General features: G+C 40.9%; 10 protein-coding genes, 15 tRNA genes and 1 pseudogene. 9 read left to right on the forward strand and 17 right to left on the reverse strand.

Annotation, left to right across the window (positions count from 1 at the left end; genetic code table 11):
• Positions 1 to 34 precede the first annotated feature (34 nt).
• The gene (locus HQQ94_RS15635) at positions 35 to 559 is read right to left on the reverse strand and encodes a methylated-DNA--[protein]-cysteine S-methyltransferase (RefSeq protein ID WP_173296675.1); all 525 of its coding nucleotides are present in this window, start codon (positions 557 to 559) and stop codon (positions 35 to 37) included.
• A 53-nt stretch (positions 560 to 612) separates the two neighbouring features.
• The gene (locus HQQ94_RS15640) at positions 613 to 2124 is read right to left on the reverse strand and encodes a DNA-3-methyladenine glycosylase 2 family protein (RefSeq protein WP_173295291.1); all 1512 of its coding nucleotides are present in this window, start codon (positions 2122 to 2124) and stop codon (positions 613 to 615) included.
• Positions 2125 to 2317: 193 nt separating this feature from the next.
• On the opposite strand from HQQ94_RS15640, the gene HQQ94_RS15645 reads away from it, so the two are divergent.
• Positions 2318 to 4147 (forward strand): ABC transporter ATP-binding protein, encoded by a 1830-nt coding sequence (locus HQQ94_RS15645; RefSeq protein ID WP_173295292.1) that lies wholly within the window; start codon positions 2318 to 2320, stop codon positions 4145 to 4147.
• A gap of 88 nt (positions 4148 to 4235) precedes the next feature.
• Here HQQ94_RS15645 and HQQ94_RS15650 read toward each other — a convergent pair.
• From HQQ94_RS15650 to gltX, 10 genes are all read right to left on the reverse strand, one after another.
• Positions 4236 to 4311: transfer RNA gene (locus HQQ94_RS15650), tRNA-Ala, on the reverse strand.
• A 37-nt stretch (positions 4312 to 4348) separates the two neighbouring features.
• Positions 4349 to 4424: transfer RNA gene (locus tag HQQ94_RS15655), tRNA-Glu, on the reverse strand.
• Between the two features lie 251 nt (positions 4425 to 4675).
• Positions 4676 to 4751, reverse strand: a tRNA-Glu gene (locus tag HQQ94_RS15660).
• 251 nt (positions 4752 to 5002) lie between these two features.
• Positions 5003 to 5078, reverse strand: a tRNA-Glu gene (locus HQQ94_RS15665).
• 251 nt (positions 5079 to 5329) lie between these two features.
• Positions 5330 to 5405 (reverse strand) — tRNA-Glu (locus tag HQQ94_RS15670).
• 251 nt (positions 5406 to 5656) lie between these two features.
• Positions 5657 to 5734, reverse strand: a tRNA-Glu gene (locus HQQ94_RS15675).
• A 250-nt stretch (positions 5735 to 5984) separates the two neighbouring features.
• Positions 5985 to 6060, reverse strand: a tRNA-Glu gene (locus HQQ94_RS15680).
• Between the two features lie 251 nt (positions 6061 to 6311).
• Positions 6312 to 6387, reverse strand: a tRNA-Glu gene (locus tag HQQ94_RS15685).
• Positions 6388 to 6547: 160 nt separating this feature from the next.
• Positions 6548 to 6623: transfer RNA gene (locus HQQ94_RS15690), tRNA-Ala, on the reverse strand.
• A 104-nt stretch (positions 6624 to 6727) separates the two neighbouring features.
• Positions 6728 to 8137, reverse strand: a complete 1410-nt coding sequence (gene gltX, locus HQQ94_RS15695; RefSeq protein ID WP_173295293.1) for a glutamate--tRNA ligase — start codon at positions 8135 to 8137, stop codon at positions 6728 to 6730.
• Between the two features lie 369 nt (positions 8138 to 8506).
• Here gltX and HQQ94_RS15700 point away from each other — a divergent pair.
• The 7 genes and pseudogenes from HQQ94_RS15700 to HQQ94_RS15730 all read left to right on the forward strand — a co-directional run.
• A tRNA-Val gene (locus HQQ94_RS15700) sits at positions 8507 to 8582 on the forward strand.
• 52 nt (positions 8583 to 8634) lie between these two features.
• A tRNA-Val gene (locus HQQ94_RS15705) sits at positions 8635 to 8710 on the forward strand.
• A 52-nt stretch (positions 8711 to 8762) separates the two neighbouring features.
• A tRNA-Val gene (locus tag HQQ94_RS15710) sits at positions 8763 to 8838 on the forward strand.
• A 52-nt stretch (positions 8839 to 8890) separates the two neighbouring features.
• Positions 8891 to 8966, forward strand: a tRNA-Val gene (locus HQQ94_RS15715).
• A gap of 52 nt (positions 8967 to 9018) precedes the next feature.
• Positions 9019 to 9094, forward strand: a tRNA-Val gene (locus tag HQQ94_RS15720).
• 52 nt (positions 9095 to 9146) lie between these two features.
• Positions 9147 to 9222, forward strand: a tRNA-Val gene (locus HQQ94_RS15725).
• A gap of 369 nt (positions 9223 to 9591) precedes the next feature.
• A pseudogene (locus tag HQQ94_RS15730) lies at positions 9592 to 9813 on the forward strand (LysR family transcriptional regulator substrate-binding protein); the annotation flags it as partial.
• Positions 9814 to 9824: 11 nt separating this feature from the next.
• Here the strand turns inward: HQQ94_RS15730 and maiA are convergent.
• The 5 genes from maiA to phhA all read right to left on the reverse strand — a co-directional run bounded on the left by maiA (position 9825) and on the right by phhA (position 14988).
• Positions 9825 to 10478 (reverse strand): maleylacetoacetate isomerase, encoded by a 654-nt coding sequence (gene maiA, locus HQQ94_RS15735; RefSeq protein WP_173295294.1) that lies wholly within the window; start codon positions 10476 to 10478, stop codon positions 9825 to 9827.
• A gap of 119 nt (positions 10479 to 10597) precedes the next feature.
• The gene (locus HQQ94_RS15740) at positions 10598 to 11584 is read right to left on the reverse strand and encodes a fumarylacetoacetate hydrolase family protein (protein ID WP_173295295.1); all 987 of its coding nucleotides are present in this window, start codon (positions 11582 to 11584) and stop codon (positions 10598 to 10600) included.
• Between the two features lie 304 nt (positions 11585 to 11888).
• A complete protein-coding gene (gene tyrR / locus HQQ94_RS15745; protein ID WP_173295296.1) occupies positions 11889 to 13433 on the reverse strand; it encodes a transcriptional regulator TyrR in 1545 nt (514 codons plus the stop codon).
• A 370-nt stretch (positions 13434 to 13803) separates the two neighbouring features.
• Positions 13804 to 14142 (reverse strand): 4a-hydroxytetrahydrobiopterin dehydratase, encoded by a 339-nt coding sequence (locus tag HQQ94_RS15750; protein ID WP_173295297.1) that lies wholly within the window; start codon positions 14140 to 14142, stop codon positions 13804 to 13806.
• A gap of 48 nt (positions 14143 to 14190) precedes the next feature.
• Positions 14191 to 14988: a phenylalanine 4-monooxygenase gene (gene phhA, locus HQQ94_RS15755; RefSeq protein ID WP_173295298.1), complete on the reverse strand. Its 798-nt coding sequence runs from the start codon at positions 14986 to 14988 to the stop codon at positions 14191 to 14193.
• 294 nt (positions 14989 to 15282) lie between these two features.
• Here phhA and galU point away from each other — a divergent pair, with 294 nt between their 5' ends.
• Complete coding sequence (galU, locus tag HQQ94_RS15760) at positions 15283 to 16200, forward strand: UTP--glucose-1-phosphate uridylyltransferase GalU (protein ID WP_173295299.1); 918 nt, start codon at positions 15283 to 15285, stop codon at positions 16198 to 16200.

Genomic DNA, 16200 nt, shown 5'->3' on the forward strand with positions numbered 1-16200 from the left:
CAATCACATGACAGATCACTCTCATGACACGAGTCTACGCAATAGCGCTATTTTCATATTCTAAGGTCAGTAAACGCTGTTTCATGCTTAAGCCATAAGCATAACCTGTTAGCTGTCCATTTTTGCCAATAACCCGATGACAAGGTACAATAATCGCTATTGGATTGGCACCATTCGCTGCACCGACGGCCCTCACCGCTTTAGGACGACCAATCTGCTGAGCAATATCCCCATAACTGCAAGTGCTTCCATAAGTTAACTCAATCAAAGCTTGCCACACTTGAATTTGAAATACGGTTCCTCTCGGAGCTAATGGTACTGTAAATGAATCGCGGCTCCCTGAGAAATACTCCGCTAATTCCTGTTCAAGCAGTGCTAAATGTAACTGAGCCGCTTCACACTCAACCCCGCTTGCATTCCCTAATAATTGCGCGCCTTCTTTGGCAACGCCAAGATGACTGATCCCATACTGGCTCGCTTTAACATGCAGCACACCAACGGGACTCTGGATCCATTTATCTGCTACCGGATTAAGTAAATTCTTATCGGAAACATCCATGAAATATCCCATTGACTTAGACGTTAATGTACCGTGAGGTTGAATTATCTTGTTCATGCTAAATTCCATAATTGAAACGTTAAATAACTTCCCCAGGGAGAAATGCTTTCCTGTAATTTTGCCGTTAGCTCCTGATAATCAATGTCTATTGGTATTGCTTGTGCAACATTGATATCCAAACCGCGTAGCTCTTCGCATCGCATCAGCAACTTCTTTTTAACGATTAAATCAGAACAGAGCAAAATATTAGGCTCACTGAGTCCTCGCATTTTTGCGTAAGCCACAGTCCATGCCCCAATCCCTTTTATATTAAGCCAATCATCAACCGAAGCATCTGGATGCTCGCTGACAAATAACCCAAACGCATTCAGCGCTGCCTTTCTCGCTCCAGGCATTTTTAGTTCAGCTAAACTTGCTGTCGCCACCCTTGCTGGAGTGGGAAATAATAATACAGTTTTATCGCAAATTGTCAGTTGCTCACCATTAGCCTTTACCATTTTATTCAATAACTTAGTTGCTTGGGTAACACTAACCTGCTGACCAAGAATAGCTCGACATCCGGCTTCAAATACTGACCATGTTCCGGGTAATCTCAATCCCTCCTCCATTTCATTATGAATAAGATCAATAGATAATAGACTTGTGTGGATCTGAGCCATATCTGCATCGACATCCAGCACTCGCTTAATCTCAATAACCACTTCCTTTAACACTGATAAAGCCTGGGGATCTGCTAGGTAAATGGTGATAGTAAACCTATGTTTATCTTCAATATGCTCCGCTTCAAAAAAACCTTTAACACGACCAAGTTGAAAACTACGGCAATAACTCTGATCACCCTGAGCCCATTCCATTCCTTCAACCATTCGTAAGCGATAAAAAGCCAATTGTTTACACCAATTTAAGGGAGGTCTGTAGGATAATTGTATCGATAAACGTATGCCACGGCTGTCATCTTTATCTTGACTGTTACTTGTCTTGTGACTCTTACGTAAAGCTGAAGGCGTTAAACCTAACGTTTGTTGAAAAACTTCATTAAAACGTCTAATACTATTAAAACCAGCAGCAAGTCCAACTTGAGTCATGGATAAATCAGTCTGATGCAATAGTTGCTTAGCAAACATAAGCTGATGAAACTGAGCATATTTTTTAGGTGATGTACCCACTTTATTTAAAAAAAGCTTTCTTAAATAACGACTCGTGATCCCCAACTTTTCGGCTAAAGACGCCAAAGAGCCCCCGTTCTCATCAAAAAGAAATCCCCCATCAATTAATGATACAGCGCGATCAACCGTGGTTTGTGTGCCATTCCAAGCACATGACCCTGGGGCACTCTCTGGTCGACAACGTAAACATGGCCTTAGTCCAGCATTGATTGCCGCGATGGCCGTTGAAAAGTAACGAACATTTTCCTCTTTGGGTGGAGTGGCCGGGCAAATTGAGCGACAAAAAATGCCCGTGGTGATCACCCCAATAAAAAATACACCATCAAAACGTGGATCTCTGGCCAATCTTGCCCTGCGGTAAGATTCATTTGATAACGCTATCACAGGTTTTGAACACATGAGTGCACCTTAATATTACATCGTGGTCATCACTTTACTCATGTTAACCCTATCGAACTAGCGGAAAACGGAACTTAATTTTAAATAACAACCTAAGATCATATTTTTATTTACGGTATGCTAGTTATTTCCCCTTATTTCATTAATATAGACTCAAGCCACTTGAATATAGCCATATAAATAGAGTACTTAAATGTTCAAAAAATTTGAATCATGGATTGATCCCCTGTCCTCACAAACACCTGAACAACCACCCACAGGGATATATGCCTTTTGCCGTTTTTATACTAGAGGATTTGAGCGCCCACTCATACTAATGTCGATCATTACTGCCCTCTTGGCTGTTTTAGAAGTGTCACTATTTGCCTTTATGGGTCAACTTGTCGATTTATTAATTGCTAGCAATCCTGATACTCTATTTGAAAAGGAAGGAGCAAGGCTCATTGGGATGACGATTCTAGTCTTGTTCATTATTCCAACACTGGTATTACTTCACGCACTCATTGTCTATCAAGGTTTGTTAGGTAATTACCCTATGTCTATTCGTTGGTTAGCTCATCGATACTTATTAAAACAAAGTGTCTCATTTTACCAAAATGATTTTGCTGGGCGTATCGCTACCAAGGTCATGCAAACATCCATTGCTGTACGTGAAGCAGTCACTAAAATACTCGATGTTCTTGTCTACATTTTAGTGTATTTCATCACAATGCTCGTCATGATTGCCAATGCAGATATCCGTTTAATGGTCCCGATGTTAATCTGGCTGGGTATTTACATCGGTCTACAATGTCTTTTTATCCCCAAATTAAAGGCTGCATCAATGGCACAAGCCGATGCTCGTTCTACCATGACCGGCAGAATTGTCGACAGTTATACCAATATAACTACCGTTAAGCTCTTTTCACATACACAACAAGAAGCTGAATATGCTCAAAGCAGTATGCACACCTTTCTACAAACTGTGTACCGACAAATGCGACTTGTAACAGGGATTAATGTGAGTGTCCAGCTCATAAACTACTTACTTGTATTTGCTATCGCTGCGATTTCTATCTATTTATGGAGCAGTAATGCCATCACTGTTGGTGCTATCACCATTGCTGTCAGCCTTTCTTTAAGACTCAATGGCATGTCTCAATGGATAATGTGGGAAATAAGCTCACTATTTGAAAATATTGGCACTGTTGCTGATGGGATCAATACATTGTCCAAACCCATCGAGATCCAAGATATTGATGATGCTTCAGAGCTGAATGTCTCTCACGGTGCCATTAGCTTTCATAACGTCTGCTTTCACTATGGTGAAAAAAAGGGCGTCATCGAAAACCTTGATCTTGATATTAAGCCTGGTGAAAAAGTGGGGGTAGTTGGCCGCTCTGGTGCAGGAAAATCGACGTTAGTGAATTTATTGATGCGTTTCCATGATGTCGAAAGCGGCATCATTGAAATAGATGGTCAAAATATTAACCATGTACAGCAGGATTCATTAAGAGCAAATATCGGTATGGTAACGCAAGATACTTCCCTACTGCATCGCTCTATTCGTGAAAACATTCTTTATGGTAACTCAGCAGCCAATGAGGATGAACTCCTCAATGCTATTAAACATTCTCAATCTTACGATTTTATCCAGACATTAACGGATTCTGATGGTCATAAAGGGTTAGATGCACAAGTCGGCGAACGTGGCGTTAAGCTATCAGGTGGGCAACGCCAACGGATCGCTATCGCAAGAGTGCTCTTAAAAAATGCCCCCATTCTCCTGCTCGATGAAGCGACATCTGCACTGGACTCAGAAGTAGAAGCCGCTATTCAAGAAAGCTTATATCAACTTATGGAAGGTAAAACTGTCATCGCCATAGCCCATCGACTTTCTACTATCGCTGCAATGGATAGATTAATTGTAATCGACAAAGGCTGTATTGTAGAACAAGGAACACATTTAGCATTAATTGCTTCACGGGGGATTTACGCTCAACTTTGGGCTCATCAAACCGGGGGGTTTTTAGGAGTAGACTAATATTTATAATGCTAAGAAGTGACATTTTAGACATAAAAAAACCACATTTAAGTGGTTTTTTTATTTATTATTAAGCTAAAAGCTAATATGGTGGAGCCTAGCGGGATCGAACCGCTGACCTCAACACTGCCAGTGTTGCGCTCTCCCAGCTGAGCTAAGGCCCCGTTTTACGCTTTTAAAACAGCATAAAATGTTAATAAGTGGTATCCCCAAGGGGATTCGAACCCCTGTTACCGCCGTGAAAGGGCGGTGTCCTAGGCCTCTAGACGATGGGGACCCGGACATTTATTCTTTAGACTCGATAAATAAAGAGTGGTCTATAAATTCAATTCCGAAGGCTGTTGAAATGAACCTGCTTTACCGCCATTTACCTCATCTCATTGAGATTCGATATCTGTCGTAGTCCTCGTTTACCTCCCACTAGACAATGGGAACGTAAGACTTACTTAAGCTCTAGTAAAAGAGCATGTCGACTCAAACTGAGTCTTTCATGTTTAACCGAATAAACATCAGTTAAATTTGAATTTTTGGTATCCCCAAGGGGATTCGAACCCCTGTTACCGCCGTGAAAGGGCGGTGTCCTAGGCCTCTAGACGATGGGGACCCGGACATTTATTCTTTAGACTCGATAAATAAAGAGTGGTCTATAAATTCAATTCCGAAGGCTGTGGAAATGAACCTGCTTTACCGCCATTTACCTCATCTCATTGAGATTCGATATCTGTCGTAGTCCTCGTTTACCTCCCACTAGACAATGGGAACGTAAGACTTACTTAAGCTCTAGTAAAAGAGCATGTCGACTCAAACTGAGTCTTTCATGTTTAACCGAATAAACATCAGTTAAACTTGAATTTTTGGTATCCCCAAGGGGATTCGAACCCCTGTTACCGCCGTGAAAGGGCGGTGTCCTAGGCCTCTAGACGATGGGGACCCGGACATTTATTCTTTAGACTCGATAAATAAAGAGTGGTCTATAAATTCAATTCCGAAGGCTGTGGAAATGAACCTGCTTTACCGCCATTTACCTCATCTCATTGAGATTCGATATCTGTCGTAGTCCTCGTTTACCTCCCACTAGACAATGGGAACGTAAGACTTACTTAAGCTCTAGTAAAAGAGCATGTCGACTCAAACTGAGTCTTTCATGTTTAACCGAATAAACATCAGTTAAATTTGAATTTTTGGTATCCCCAAGGGGATTCGAACCCCTGTTACCGCCGTGAAAGGGCGGTGTCCTAGGCCTCTAGACGATGGGGACCCGGACATTTATTCTTTAGACTCGATAAATAAAGAGTGGTCTATAAATTCAATTCCGAAGGCTGTGGAAATGAACCTGCTTTACCGCCATTTACCTCATCTCATTGAGATTCGATATCTGTCGTAGTCCTCGTTTACCTCCCACTAGACAATGGGAACGTAAGACTTACTTAAGCTCTAGTAAAAGAGCATGTCGACTCAAACTGAGTCTTTCATGTTTAACCGAATAAACATCAGTTAAACTTGAATTTTTGGTATCCCCAAGGGGATTCGAACCCCCTGTTACCGCCGTGAAAGGGCGGTGTCCTAGGCCTCTAGACGATGGGGGACCCGGACATTTATTCTTTAGACTCGATAAATAAAGAGTGGTCTATAAATTCAATTCCGAAGGCTGTGGAAATGAACCTGCTTTACCGCCATTTACCTCATCTCATTGAGATTCGATATCTGTCGTAGTCCTCGTTTACCTCCCACTAGACAATGGGAACGTAAGACTTACTTAAGCTCTAGTAAAGAGCATGTCGACTCAAACTGAGTCTTTCATGTTTAACCGAATAAACATCAGTTAAATTTGAATTTTTGGTATCCCCAAGGGGATTCGAACCCCTGTTACCGCCGTGAAAGGGCGGTGTCCTAGGCCTCTAGACGATGGGGACCCGGACATTTATTCTTTAGACTCGATAAATAAAGAGTGGTCTATAAATTCAATTCCGAAGGCTGTGGAAATGAACCTGCTTTACCGCCATTTACCTCATCTCATTGAGATTCGATATCTGTCGTAGTCCTCGTTTACCTCCCACTAGACAATGGGAACGTAAGACTTACTTAAGCTCTAGTAAAAGAGCATGTCGACTCAAACTGAGTCTTTCATGTTTAACCGAATAAACATCAGTTAAACTTGAATTTTTGGTATCCCCAAGGGGATTCGAACCCCTGTTACCGCCGTGAAAGGGCGGTGTCCTAGGCCTCTAGACGATGGGGACCCGGACATTTATTCTTTAGACTCGATAAATAAAGAGTGGTCTATAAATTCAATTCCGAAGGCTGTGGAAATGAATTTTTAATCATCTAGCTGATACCCATTAGACCTTGGTTCAGCTTCTTGTTTTTATACTCTATTAACAAGAATGAGTTGTGTTAGTTTGGTGGAGCCTAGCGGGATCGAACCGCTGACCTCAACACTGCCAGTGTTGCGCTCTCCCAGCTGAGCTAAGGCCCCTTTTCTAACCTAATCACATTTGAGCGTACTGCAATTATTCGTCGCTAGTGTCTCAACTGCGTGGCGCATTCTATGCAGCACACTCAAAAGTGTCAACTCGTTTTTTAGGAATTTATTCTATTTGCTACAAATTCAATCGCTTTGAGGATTCTTTGCTCACACCTAACCTTACCAACTAAAAATAAAGTAACATCAACACTAGGAGACATCCCAGCTCCCGTAACGGCGACACGCAAAGGCATCCCAACCTTCCCCATCCCAACGTCTAATTCTGCAGCGGTATCTTCAATCACTTGATGAATAACCTCTACAGTCCATTCATTTAACGCTATCAATTTCTGCTGTATTAGTTTTAGAGGTTCCATGGCGACACCTCTAAGATGCTTCTTAGCTGCCGTTTCGTCAAAGTCAGTAAAATCTTCATAAAAATAACGGCTAGAAGCGGCTAACTCTTTCAACGTTTTAGCCCGTTCTGATAATGCTGATACGACTTGAGCTAATGCAGGGCCATTTGTAATGTCGATATTTTGATCCACCATATGCCACTTCAGGTGCTCCGCAACATAATCAGGATCAAGTTCCTTTATATAATGCTGATTTAACCAAATCAATTTTTCTGTATTAAAAGCAGATGCCGCCTTATTAATATCATCAAGTTTAAACAACTGCTTCATTTCATCAATTGAGAAAACTTCTTGATCTCCATGTGACCAACCTAAACGCACTAGATAGTTAAGTAACGCTTCAGGTAGGTAACCATCATCACGATACTGCATGACACCAACAGCGCCATGTCGCTTTGAAAGCTTGGCTCCATCATCTCCTAAAATCATAGCCACATGCGCGTATTCAGGGATAGGTGCTCCAAGTGCTTTAAGAATATTAATTTGACGAGGGGTGTTATTAATGTGATCTTCGCCACGAACAACACACGTGATCCCCATATCCCAATCATCAACAACGACACAGAAGTTATAAGTAGGGGTGCCCTCAGTACGAGCAATAATGAGATCATCTAATCGTTCATTTGAGATTTCAATACGCCCACGAACGTGATCGTCAAATACGACACTGCCTTGCGTTGGGTTTTTAAAACGAATAACAAATGCCTCACTCGTTTCTTGTGGTGCTTTATCACGACAGCAGCCATCATATTTTTGCTGTAGGCCTTTTTCAGCCTGATCCTCACGCATAGCCTCTATGCGCTCACGTGAGCAGTAACATTTATAAGCACTGCCCTGCTCAAGCATTTGAGCAATAATTTCATTATAGCGATCAAAACGCTTAGTTTGGTAATAAGGGCCTTCATCCCAATTTAAACCTAACCACTGCATTCCCTCAAGAATGGCTTCACATGCTTCTGGAGTAGAACGCTCAATATCAGTGTCTTCAACTCTCAACACAAAGTCACCTTGATTGGCACGAGCATATAACCATGAATAAAGCGCTGTACGAGCGCCACCAACATGCAAAAAACCAGTAGGGCTGGGAGCAAAACGCGTCTTAATTGTCATAATGGAACACTAACCTATATAGAAAGCCTATATTTAATAGGCTCTACCAATGAATGTGCTACATATACTAACAGCCAAATAGGATTAGGGAAATTCCCCTCTCTCCTTAATCATAGGATAAAGCGCAATTCGTACTTTCATCATGCTTTTTTCACGTATTAAGCATACGCTCAATCACAATATGGTTAGGCTATTACCAAGAAGTTTTACCCAACATTATAAATTAGCACGGTATGAAGACGGGTAAAAACAACAAAGCGTCGAACAACAAATCAACAACTTGAGCAAAATTAAGACATGCTGTTGTTATTTTACTAAAAAACCGTTGACAGTAAATTCTTCATCCCTATAATACGGCCCACACAGCGAGGTCGATTAGCTCAGCTGGGAGAGCACCTCCCTTACAAGGAGGGGGTCACTGGTTCGAGCCCAGTATCGACCACCATTATCTTACAGAAAGTCTTAAATAAGATAAGTACAGCAACACAGTAAGCCCAGGTCGATTAGCTCAGCTGGGAGAGCACCTCCCTTACAAGGAGGGGGTCACTGGTTCGAGCCCAGTATCGACCACCATTATCTTACAGAAAGTCTTGAATAAGATAAGTACAGCAACACAGTAAGCCCAGGTCGATTAGCTCAGCTGGGAGAGCACCTCCCTTACAAGGAGGGGGTCACTGGTTCGAGCCCAGTATCGACCACCATTATCTTACAGAAAGTCTTGAATAAGATAAGTACAGCAACACAGTAAGCCCAGGTCGATTAGCTCAGCTGGGAGAGCACCTCCCTTACAAGGAGGGGGTCACTGGTTCGAGCCCAGTATCGACCACCATTATCTTACAGAAAGTCTTAAATAAGATAAGTACAGCAACACAGTAAGCCCAGGTCGATTAGCTCAGCTGGGAGAGCACCTCCCTTACAAGGAGGGGGTCACTGGTTCGAGCCCAGTATCGACCACCATTATCTTACAGAAAGTCTTAAATAAGATAAGTACAGCAACACAGTAAGCCCAGGTCGATTAGCTCAGCTGGGAGAGCACCTCCCTTACAAGGAGGGGGTCACTGGTTCGAGCCCAGTATCGACCACCATCATAAATAGCATTCCTTCTCAATTACACATCTGAAAAATCTAAATAACCTGAGCTCGGGTTAAGCAGCGCCGCTTAATATCGCTATTTTGGCCCCTATCTTTGTTGTGCTTTCTAGTCATAGCCAGCTATTACGTACGAAATCCCGCCTTGATATCGACAAAAATGTCGGCATTAAGCAAGTGGGTGAATAACAATTAAGTGGGATTTAACTTGTTGATTTTAAGTAAAAAGTTAAACGTATCTGACACTCGTTATCTCGAGTTCAGGTTAAATACACATCATAAAAATAAAGACTATCTGCTACTGCAAACAAAATATGTAATTCGCTGTACTGGATTACGAATTAAGGTTCGTCGTTCGAGTCAATATCAGAATTGCAGTTCCTGCCATGTTAGGCCCATTCTATCTCCCCAGCAGGTTAATGGTATTTCGCCATCAGTATCCTGATCTTAAGCTATCACTTTTTGAAGGAGGTACACGTGACTCGTTGAAAATGCTGATAAATGAAGAGGTAAATATCGCTATTATTACGGTCCACGATTTAACACCTGAGCTTGATAGCCACCTATTGTTAACTGAACAAATGCTAACTCGCGCCACTTAATCTGCATCAACCTGATTCTCAGGAGTCGCATCGATAAATGCATCCAATTGATTACAATTGTCGGTAATACGTAAAATATTGACATAGGAGGTCAAATCAACCTTAAACCGAATCGCATTGTAAACCTGAGGCACTAAACACACATCAACTAAGGTCACAGAATCACCAAAACAAAAACGACCAGAATACTTAACCAGTTGCTTTTCTAAAGCACGAAAACCTTCATGGATCCAATGGTGGTACCATGCAGATTTAGTATCATCATCCACATTGAGTTTTTTCACAAGATACTGCAAAACTTTCAAATTATTAAGAGGGTGTACTTCACATGCAATCGACATCGCCATTGAGCGTACTATGGCTTTGTCTTGTATATTTTGAGGTAATAATGCCAAGTGAGAATACTTTTCATCTAGGTATTCTATAATCGCAAGCGACTGAGATAACACAACCTCATCATCAGAGTCGGTATCAACAAACGTTGGCACTAACTCTTGAGGGTTTAATTTGGCATAATCGACTTTATGCTGCTCCCCACCACTTTTAACCAAATGAACAGAGACTTGTTCAAATGCTAGTTTTTTGTAATTTAATGCGATTCTGACTCGATAAGCAGCGCTTGAGCGCCAATAACCATAAAGTTTCAACATAAAATATTCCTCTTATCGACAAAAAAGCCCAATTCATTGAATTAGGCCTTATGCGTATATTTAGATAGCGTTAATTGATCATTTGTCTCATACGCAAGCTGCCAAATACAGGTTAATAGCTAAGCTTTATACTCCACAATCTGTTGATCAATTGAACCGAAAATAGTCATCTTATTATCGTCAAGCATTTCAATTTTCACCCGATCACCGAACTTCATAAATGAAGTCGATGGCTTTCCGTCTGCAATGGTCTCAAGCATACGAATTTCAGCCAAACAGCTTGAACCAGCACTGCGATCATAATTAGAAATAGTACCAGAACCAATAATTGCGCCAGCACCCAGAGGACGAGTTTTAGCCACGTGAGATACCAGTTGATTGAAATTAAATGTCATATCAACACCCGCATTAGGCTGGCCGAAAAGTGTATTGTTGAGATGAGTGATTAAAGGTAAATGCACTTTAGCGTCTTCCCAACGAGGACCCAATTCATCTGGGGTTACTGCAACCGGAGAAAAACTACTAGATGGCTTAGCCTGATAAAAACCAAAACCTTTAGCTAACTCTCCAGGGATGAGATTACGCAATGAAACATCATTAACTAACATCAACAGTTTAATGTGTTTCTCTGCATTCTCTGCTGATACTCCCATAGGCACATCATCAGTGATCACGGCAATTTCAGACTCAAAATCAATGCCCCACTCTTCACTTGCTAAAGGAATATCGGCTTTAGGTCCAATAAAACAATCTGAGCCTCCTTGATATACTAAGGGATCGGTCCAAAAAGTCTCCGGCATCTCTGCACCACGAGCTTTTCTAACTAATTCAACATGATTCACATAGGCGCTACCATCAGCCCATTGATAAGCACGAGGTAAAGGAGATAAACATTTAGATTCTTCAAAATCGATAGCGTTATCGATCAATCCATCATTCAATGCATCATATAACTCTCTCAATTGTGGCTCAAGTAACTGCCAAGCATCCAATAGCTCTTGCATAGTATGTGCGATTGCCGGCACCGCAACTGTTTTAGTAAGATTTTTACTGACTAACATCAATTGGCCATCACGACGACCATTGTTATAACTGGCTAACTTCATACCTGCTCCTCTCCTGAGACTTTCAATATCAACCAAATAAATTGCGCTTATACCCAAGTCACTTTTTGACATGCTCAATTCTGCATCTGGGCATCACTTTGAATAATAGGATGATATTTGACACAATAATGACAATAGAAATACAGTAAACGAAAGCCAATAGGAATAGCATCACACAAATCGCTTATTCATTATTTCTACCCTATTCTGTAAAGAAATGGTTACACTAAAAAAGCCCTATGTCACCTTGGGCTTTATACACTTACAATGGTGAAAAACTCCACAATAAAATGGCAATATACAGTTACATCAACTTTTGTTTATTTATTTTATATTCTCTAAGTTTGTTCGCGATTGCGGTATGCGAAACGCCTAACTTCTTAGCAAGCTGTCGCGTACTTGGGTATGCTGGGTAAAGTCTTCTGAGTAAACTGGCTTCAAATTGCTTCATTGCATGATCTAAACTTCCCTCAAACTGATGATCAAAATAACCGAAACCTTCTGCATAGGAGGGTAAATTTAATTGCTCAACCGTTAATTCTGCAGAGCCATTCCACATAGAAACCGCCCTAAAAATCGCATTTTTAAGCTGTCTCACATTACCGGGCCAAGCATAGTTCAATAAATGTTCACGGCATTGAGCCGAAATTCTACGAATAGGAATAGACAATTGTTGACTGTAATGCTCTAGGAACATTTCAGTAAGAGGGATCACATCAACTTTACGTTCGCGCAGCGAAGGAAGATGAAAACTCAGTACATGTATCCGATAATATAAATCTTCTCTGAAGTCCCCTGTTTGGCAAAGTTCAGCTAAGTTTTTCTGAGTGGAGCAAATTATTCGCACATCCGCCCTCACTTCTTGATCTTCGCCCAAGCGTCTAAACGTGCCATCTTGCAATAATCGTAATAACTTTACCTGTACGGTTTTTGACATTTCAGCGATCTCATCAAGAAACACGGTACCGCCCTTTCCTTCTTCAAAAAAACCTCTTTTTCCCACCTCTCCATGACTAACATAACCAAACAACTCTTCCTCAGCGGCACTGTCAGGTAAGGCTGCGCAGTTAATCGTAATAAACGGATATTCTCTACGCATACTGGCATCATGACACGCTCTTGCCATCAGCTCCTTACCTGTCCCAGTTTCACCTGTAATTAACAACGGAGCATCAAGCTGAGCCATTCTACGTGCTTGTACAAGCACCTCTTTCATCTTACTACTACTTGCTAATACATTTTCAAAACCAACAGTTTGGTTTTGCAGCGCATTAAATTGCTTACCAAGTCTTGCTGGAGATTTTAGCGACACCACAGCACCGGCTAGAATGGATTTATCACTCTCATCGGGGAGATAAATAGGCAACATTTCTGCCAAGTATTCATGTTGGCCAATATTGACTCGCGTTGCTTGGGCTAGCACCATACTTTCACTTAGCCATCGATTAAAATTAAAACCTTGCACCCAATGACTTAAAGGTTCATCGACTATGTCATGCTCATTGATCCCTATCGTCATTACCGCAGACTCATTAACAATCCGAACTCTCCCCTTCACATCTATGGAGAAAACTGAATCAGGTAATGTTTTCAACAGGGTTTTTAACGCATAGTGTTCTTGCTCTGATGGCATAAATGAAACAGTTCGCACATCAGTAACCCCTTCTATTTTACGAATTAAAGGTAAAAGTTCACTCAGAGTATTAAAACTAACCTCCGCAAATTGCAAGTAGAGAAAACCCTGATTACTGGCATCGATGGCCAACAGGTTTATCCCGTAACCCTCTAAAATCATTAAAATATCTTTCGCTAGACCCACGCGATCCAAACAACATACTTCCAACCGCATACAGATACACTTCCCTTTTTTAAGAATATTATTAGTGGGATTAATGCTAAATTACAGAGTCAACCTTTTAAAGGGTGATTGTACGTAACAAAAGATAACCACAGTACTTTAAACGCCTACCCCACGCTACTTCAACGTGCTAAATATTAATATCGAAATAATCTTGGGGTATGAGTGATATAGACAAGAGCGCCACCTTACTTCAATCATGGCCTCATTCAACTGCCAACAGACACTCTCAATGAGCACCTTGAGGCAGTGTAGATACACGTTAGAAGGTTATGATTATTGTGGCAAGTCTTGTTTACAGACAGAAGTGTAACAAAAATACAACAAGGTAAATACCTAGATATTATTTATCTATGATAATTTAATCCATTAATTGATCAGTCTTGGATGCCATAATGAAATCATTATGGTGCAGACCCTTAACCGAATGAGACCACCAAGTCACCGTCACTTTACCCCATTCTGTGAGTATACCTGGATGATGAAATTCCTCTTCTGCTAGCTCAGCAAGTTTATTAGTAAACACCATTGCTAACTTAAAATTCTTAAATTTATATACCCGCTCTAACTGCATAATGCTATCACGTACGTTAACATCCCAGTCCGGAATGAGTGGAAGCAACTGTGCCAGTTCACTCTCAGTCACCTTAGGGGCATCCAATTGGCAAGCTTCGCACTTCATCTCAGCTAACTTAGTCATCTATCAATCCTTCCATTATTACGATTATATTTATGCGCGTTATTGATATTAACTCGCTTTGAATTTTGTCTTAAAAAGAGGCGGGAATAGCCCCAATTCTTTTGCTTTTTTCACTGCTCCCATAATATCCATTTTCACTATTTCATCAAGGTATTCAATTTTATCAATAACATAGTAAATAGGTTGCATAATATCGATACGATAAGGGGTTCTCAATATATCAATGAGATCAAACGACTTAATCTGCGGCCTCTCCCCCATTGCATAAAGCGTTTCACCTGGCGAGCTTAAAATGCCACCACCATAAATTTGTAATGATTTATCTTTTGCTCGTACAAGTCCAAATTCCACGGTAAACCAATATAGTCTCGCTAGAAACACACGATCTTCTTTACTTGCAGCCAAACCTAACTTGCCATACATATGCGAAAAATGAGCAAACGATGGGTTGGTCAATAATGGGCAATGTCCAAATACTTCATGAAAAATATCAGGCTCACGCAAATAATCAAACTCGTCAGCGCTGCGAATAAAAGTCGCAACAGGGAACTCTTTATTTGCCAATAATCCAAAAAATTTCTCGAACGAAATCAGTGCAGGAACCGCTGCAGTCTTCCAGCCTGTCGTATCCAGTAGCACTTTGTCTATATTCGTCAATTGGGGGATCGTATCATGAGATAACGCGAGCGCTTTCAACCCTGATTGATATTCTGTACAAGCATATAGGGATAAATTACTTAACTGTCTATTGTAAAGAGCTTGCCAAATATCATGCTCTTCTTTAGGAAAATGTAATAAACCATTTGCATCAGGCAAACGGGCCATATACTCAGTTTTTTTACTCATTTTTATCTGCATATGTGATGGAACACATCCCCATAGTTGACTAAAGTAACTTTATTGTTAACCACTTGGCGTTTTTTATTGCGTAACATCTGAAAATATTATCGTAAAAAAAAGATGACAAAAACAAGAAAACAACAACTAAACCTCTAATAAAAAACACTTTAATTCGTACTTTTTATTTTACACAAAAAATCACACCTAAAAATAATGAGTAACACGCTATTAAGATAGCTTTTCAGTGTCAGTTTATTAGAATATGTCTATTACGTGATTAAGTATCATTAAAGGGAAAGCATGAAACAGCATAATATTACTAAAGCCGTTATCCCAGTCGCAGGACTCGGAACAAGGATGCTTCCAGCAACGAAAGCTATTCCAAAAGAAATGTTACCTATTGTTGATAAGCCACTAATACAATATGTTGTTAATGAAGCAATTAGTGCTGGGATCAACGAAATAGTCTTAGTGACCCACGCAAGTAAGAACCCCATAGAGAATCATTTTGACACCAGTTTTGAACTTGAAGCCCAATTGGAGCGAAGAGTAAAACGTCAATTACTGTCAGAAGTCCAATCTATCTGTCCTAAAGGTGTCACTGTGATCAGCGTACGACAATCACAAGCCAAAGGCTTAGGTCATGCCATTTTATGTGCGAAATCTGTCATAGGTCATGCGCCTTTTGCTGTGCTCTTACCCGATGTATTGGTCGATGAAGCCAGCTGCGATCTGCGTAAAGATAATCTTGCCGAAATGGTCAAGCTATACCATCAAACTAAAACAGGCCAAATCATGGTTGAAGGAGTACCAGAAAATCAAGTGGACCAATATGGTATTGCCGATATCAATGGATACGATCTTCAACCCGGCGAGTCAACTCCTTTAAGCCAACTGATAGAAAAGCCACCTAAGTATAAAGCTCCCTCAAACTTAGCCGTTGTGGGTCGCTATATTTTACCCGCTGATATTTGGCCATTATTAGCAAAAACCCCCGCAGGTGCAGGTGATGAAATACAGTTAACTGATGCCATTGCTATGTTAATGGAGCAGCAGACGGTAAATGCTTACTATATGCAAGGTAAAAGTCATGATTGTGGTAATAAGCAAGGTTATATGCAAGCCAATGTTGAACATGGTCTTCGCCATAAAGAGATCGGAAAAGACTTTAAACAATATCTTAAACAATTAGTTAACGAATTCGACAAGGAACAATAG

Source organism: Shewanella sp. VB17, assembly GCF_013248905.1.
Classification (GTDB): domain Bacteria; phylum Pseudomonadota; class Gammaproteobacteria; order Enterobacterales; family Shewanellaceae; genus Shewanella.

What these genes read in the sequence shown, in the direction of transcription:
- maiA (WP_173295294.1), bottom strand. Translation starts at nt 10,478, where the DNA reads ATGTTGAAACTTTATGGTTATTGGCGCTCAAGCGCTGCTTATCGAGTC.
- HQQ94_RS15750 (WP_173295297.1), bottom strand. Translation starts at nt 14,142, where the DNA reads ATGACTAAGTTAGCTGAGATGAAGTGCGAAGCTTGCCAATTGGATGCC.
- gltX (WP_173295293.1), bottom strand. Translation starts at nt 8,137, where the DNA reads ATGACAATTAAGACGCGTTTTGCTCCCAGCCCTACTGGTTTTTTGCAT.
- tyrR (WP_173295296.1), bottom strand. Translation starts at nt 13,433, where the DNA reads ATGCGGTTGGAAGTATGTTGTTTGGATCGCGTGGGTCTAGCGAAAGAT.
- HQQ94_RS15640 (WP_173295291.1), bottom strand. Translation starts at nt 2,124, where the DNA reads ATGTGTTCAAAACCTGTGATAGCGTTATCAAATGAATCTTACCGCAGG.
- galU (WP_173295299.1), top strand. Translation starts at nt 15,283, where the DNA reads ATGAAACAGCATAATATTACTAAAGCCGTTATCCCAGTCGCAGGACTC.
- HQQ94_RS15645 (WP_173295292.1), top strand. Translation starts at nt 2,318, where the DNA reads ATGTTCAAAAAATTTGAATCATGGATTGATCCCCTGTCCTCACAAACA.
- phhA (WP_173295298.1), bottom strand. Translation starts at nt 14,988, where the DNA reads ATGAGTAAAAAAACTGAGTATATGGCCCGTTTGCCTGATGCAAATGGT.
- HQQ94_RS15635 (WP_173296675.1), bottom strand. Translation starts at nt 559, where the DNA reads ATGGATGTTTCCGATAAGAATTTACTTAATCCGGTAGCAGATAAATGG.
- HQQ94_RS15740 (WP_173295295.1), bottom strand. Translation starts at nt 11,584, where the DNA reads ATGAAGTTAGCCAGTTATAACAATGGTCGTCGTGATGGCCAATTGATG.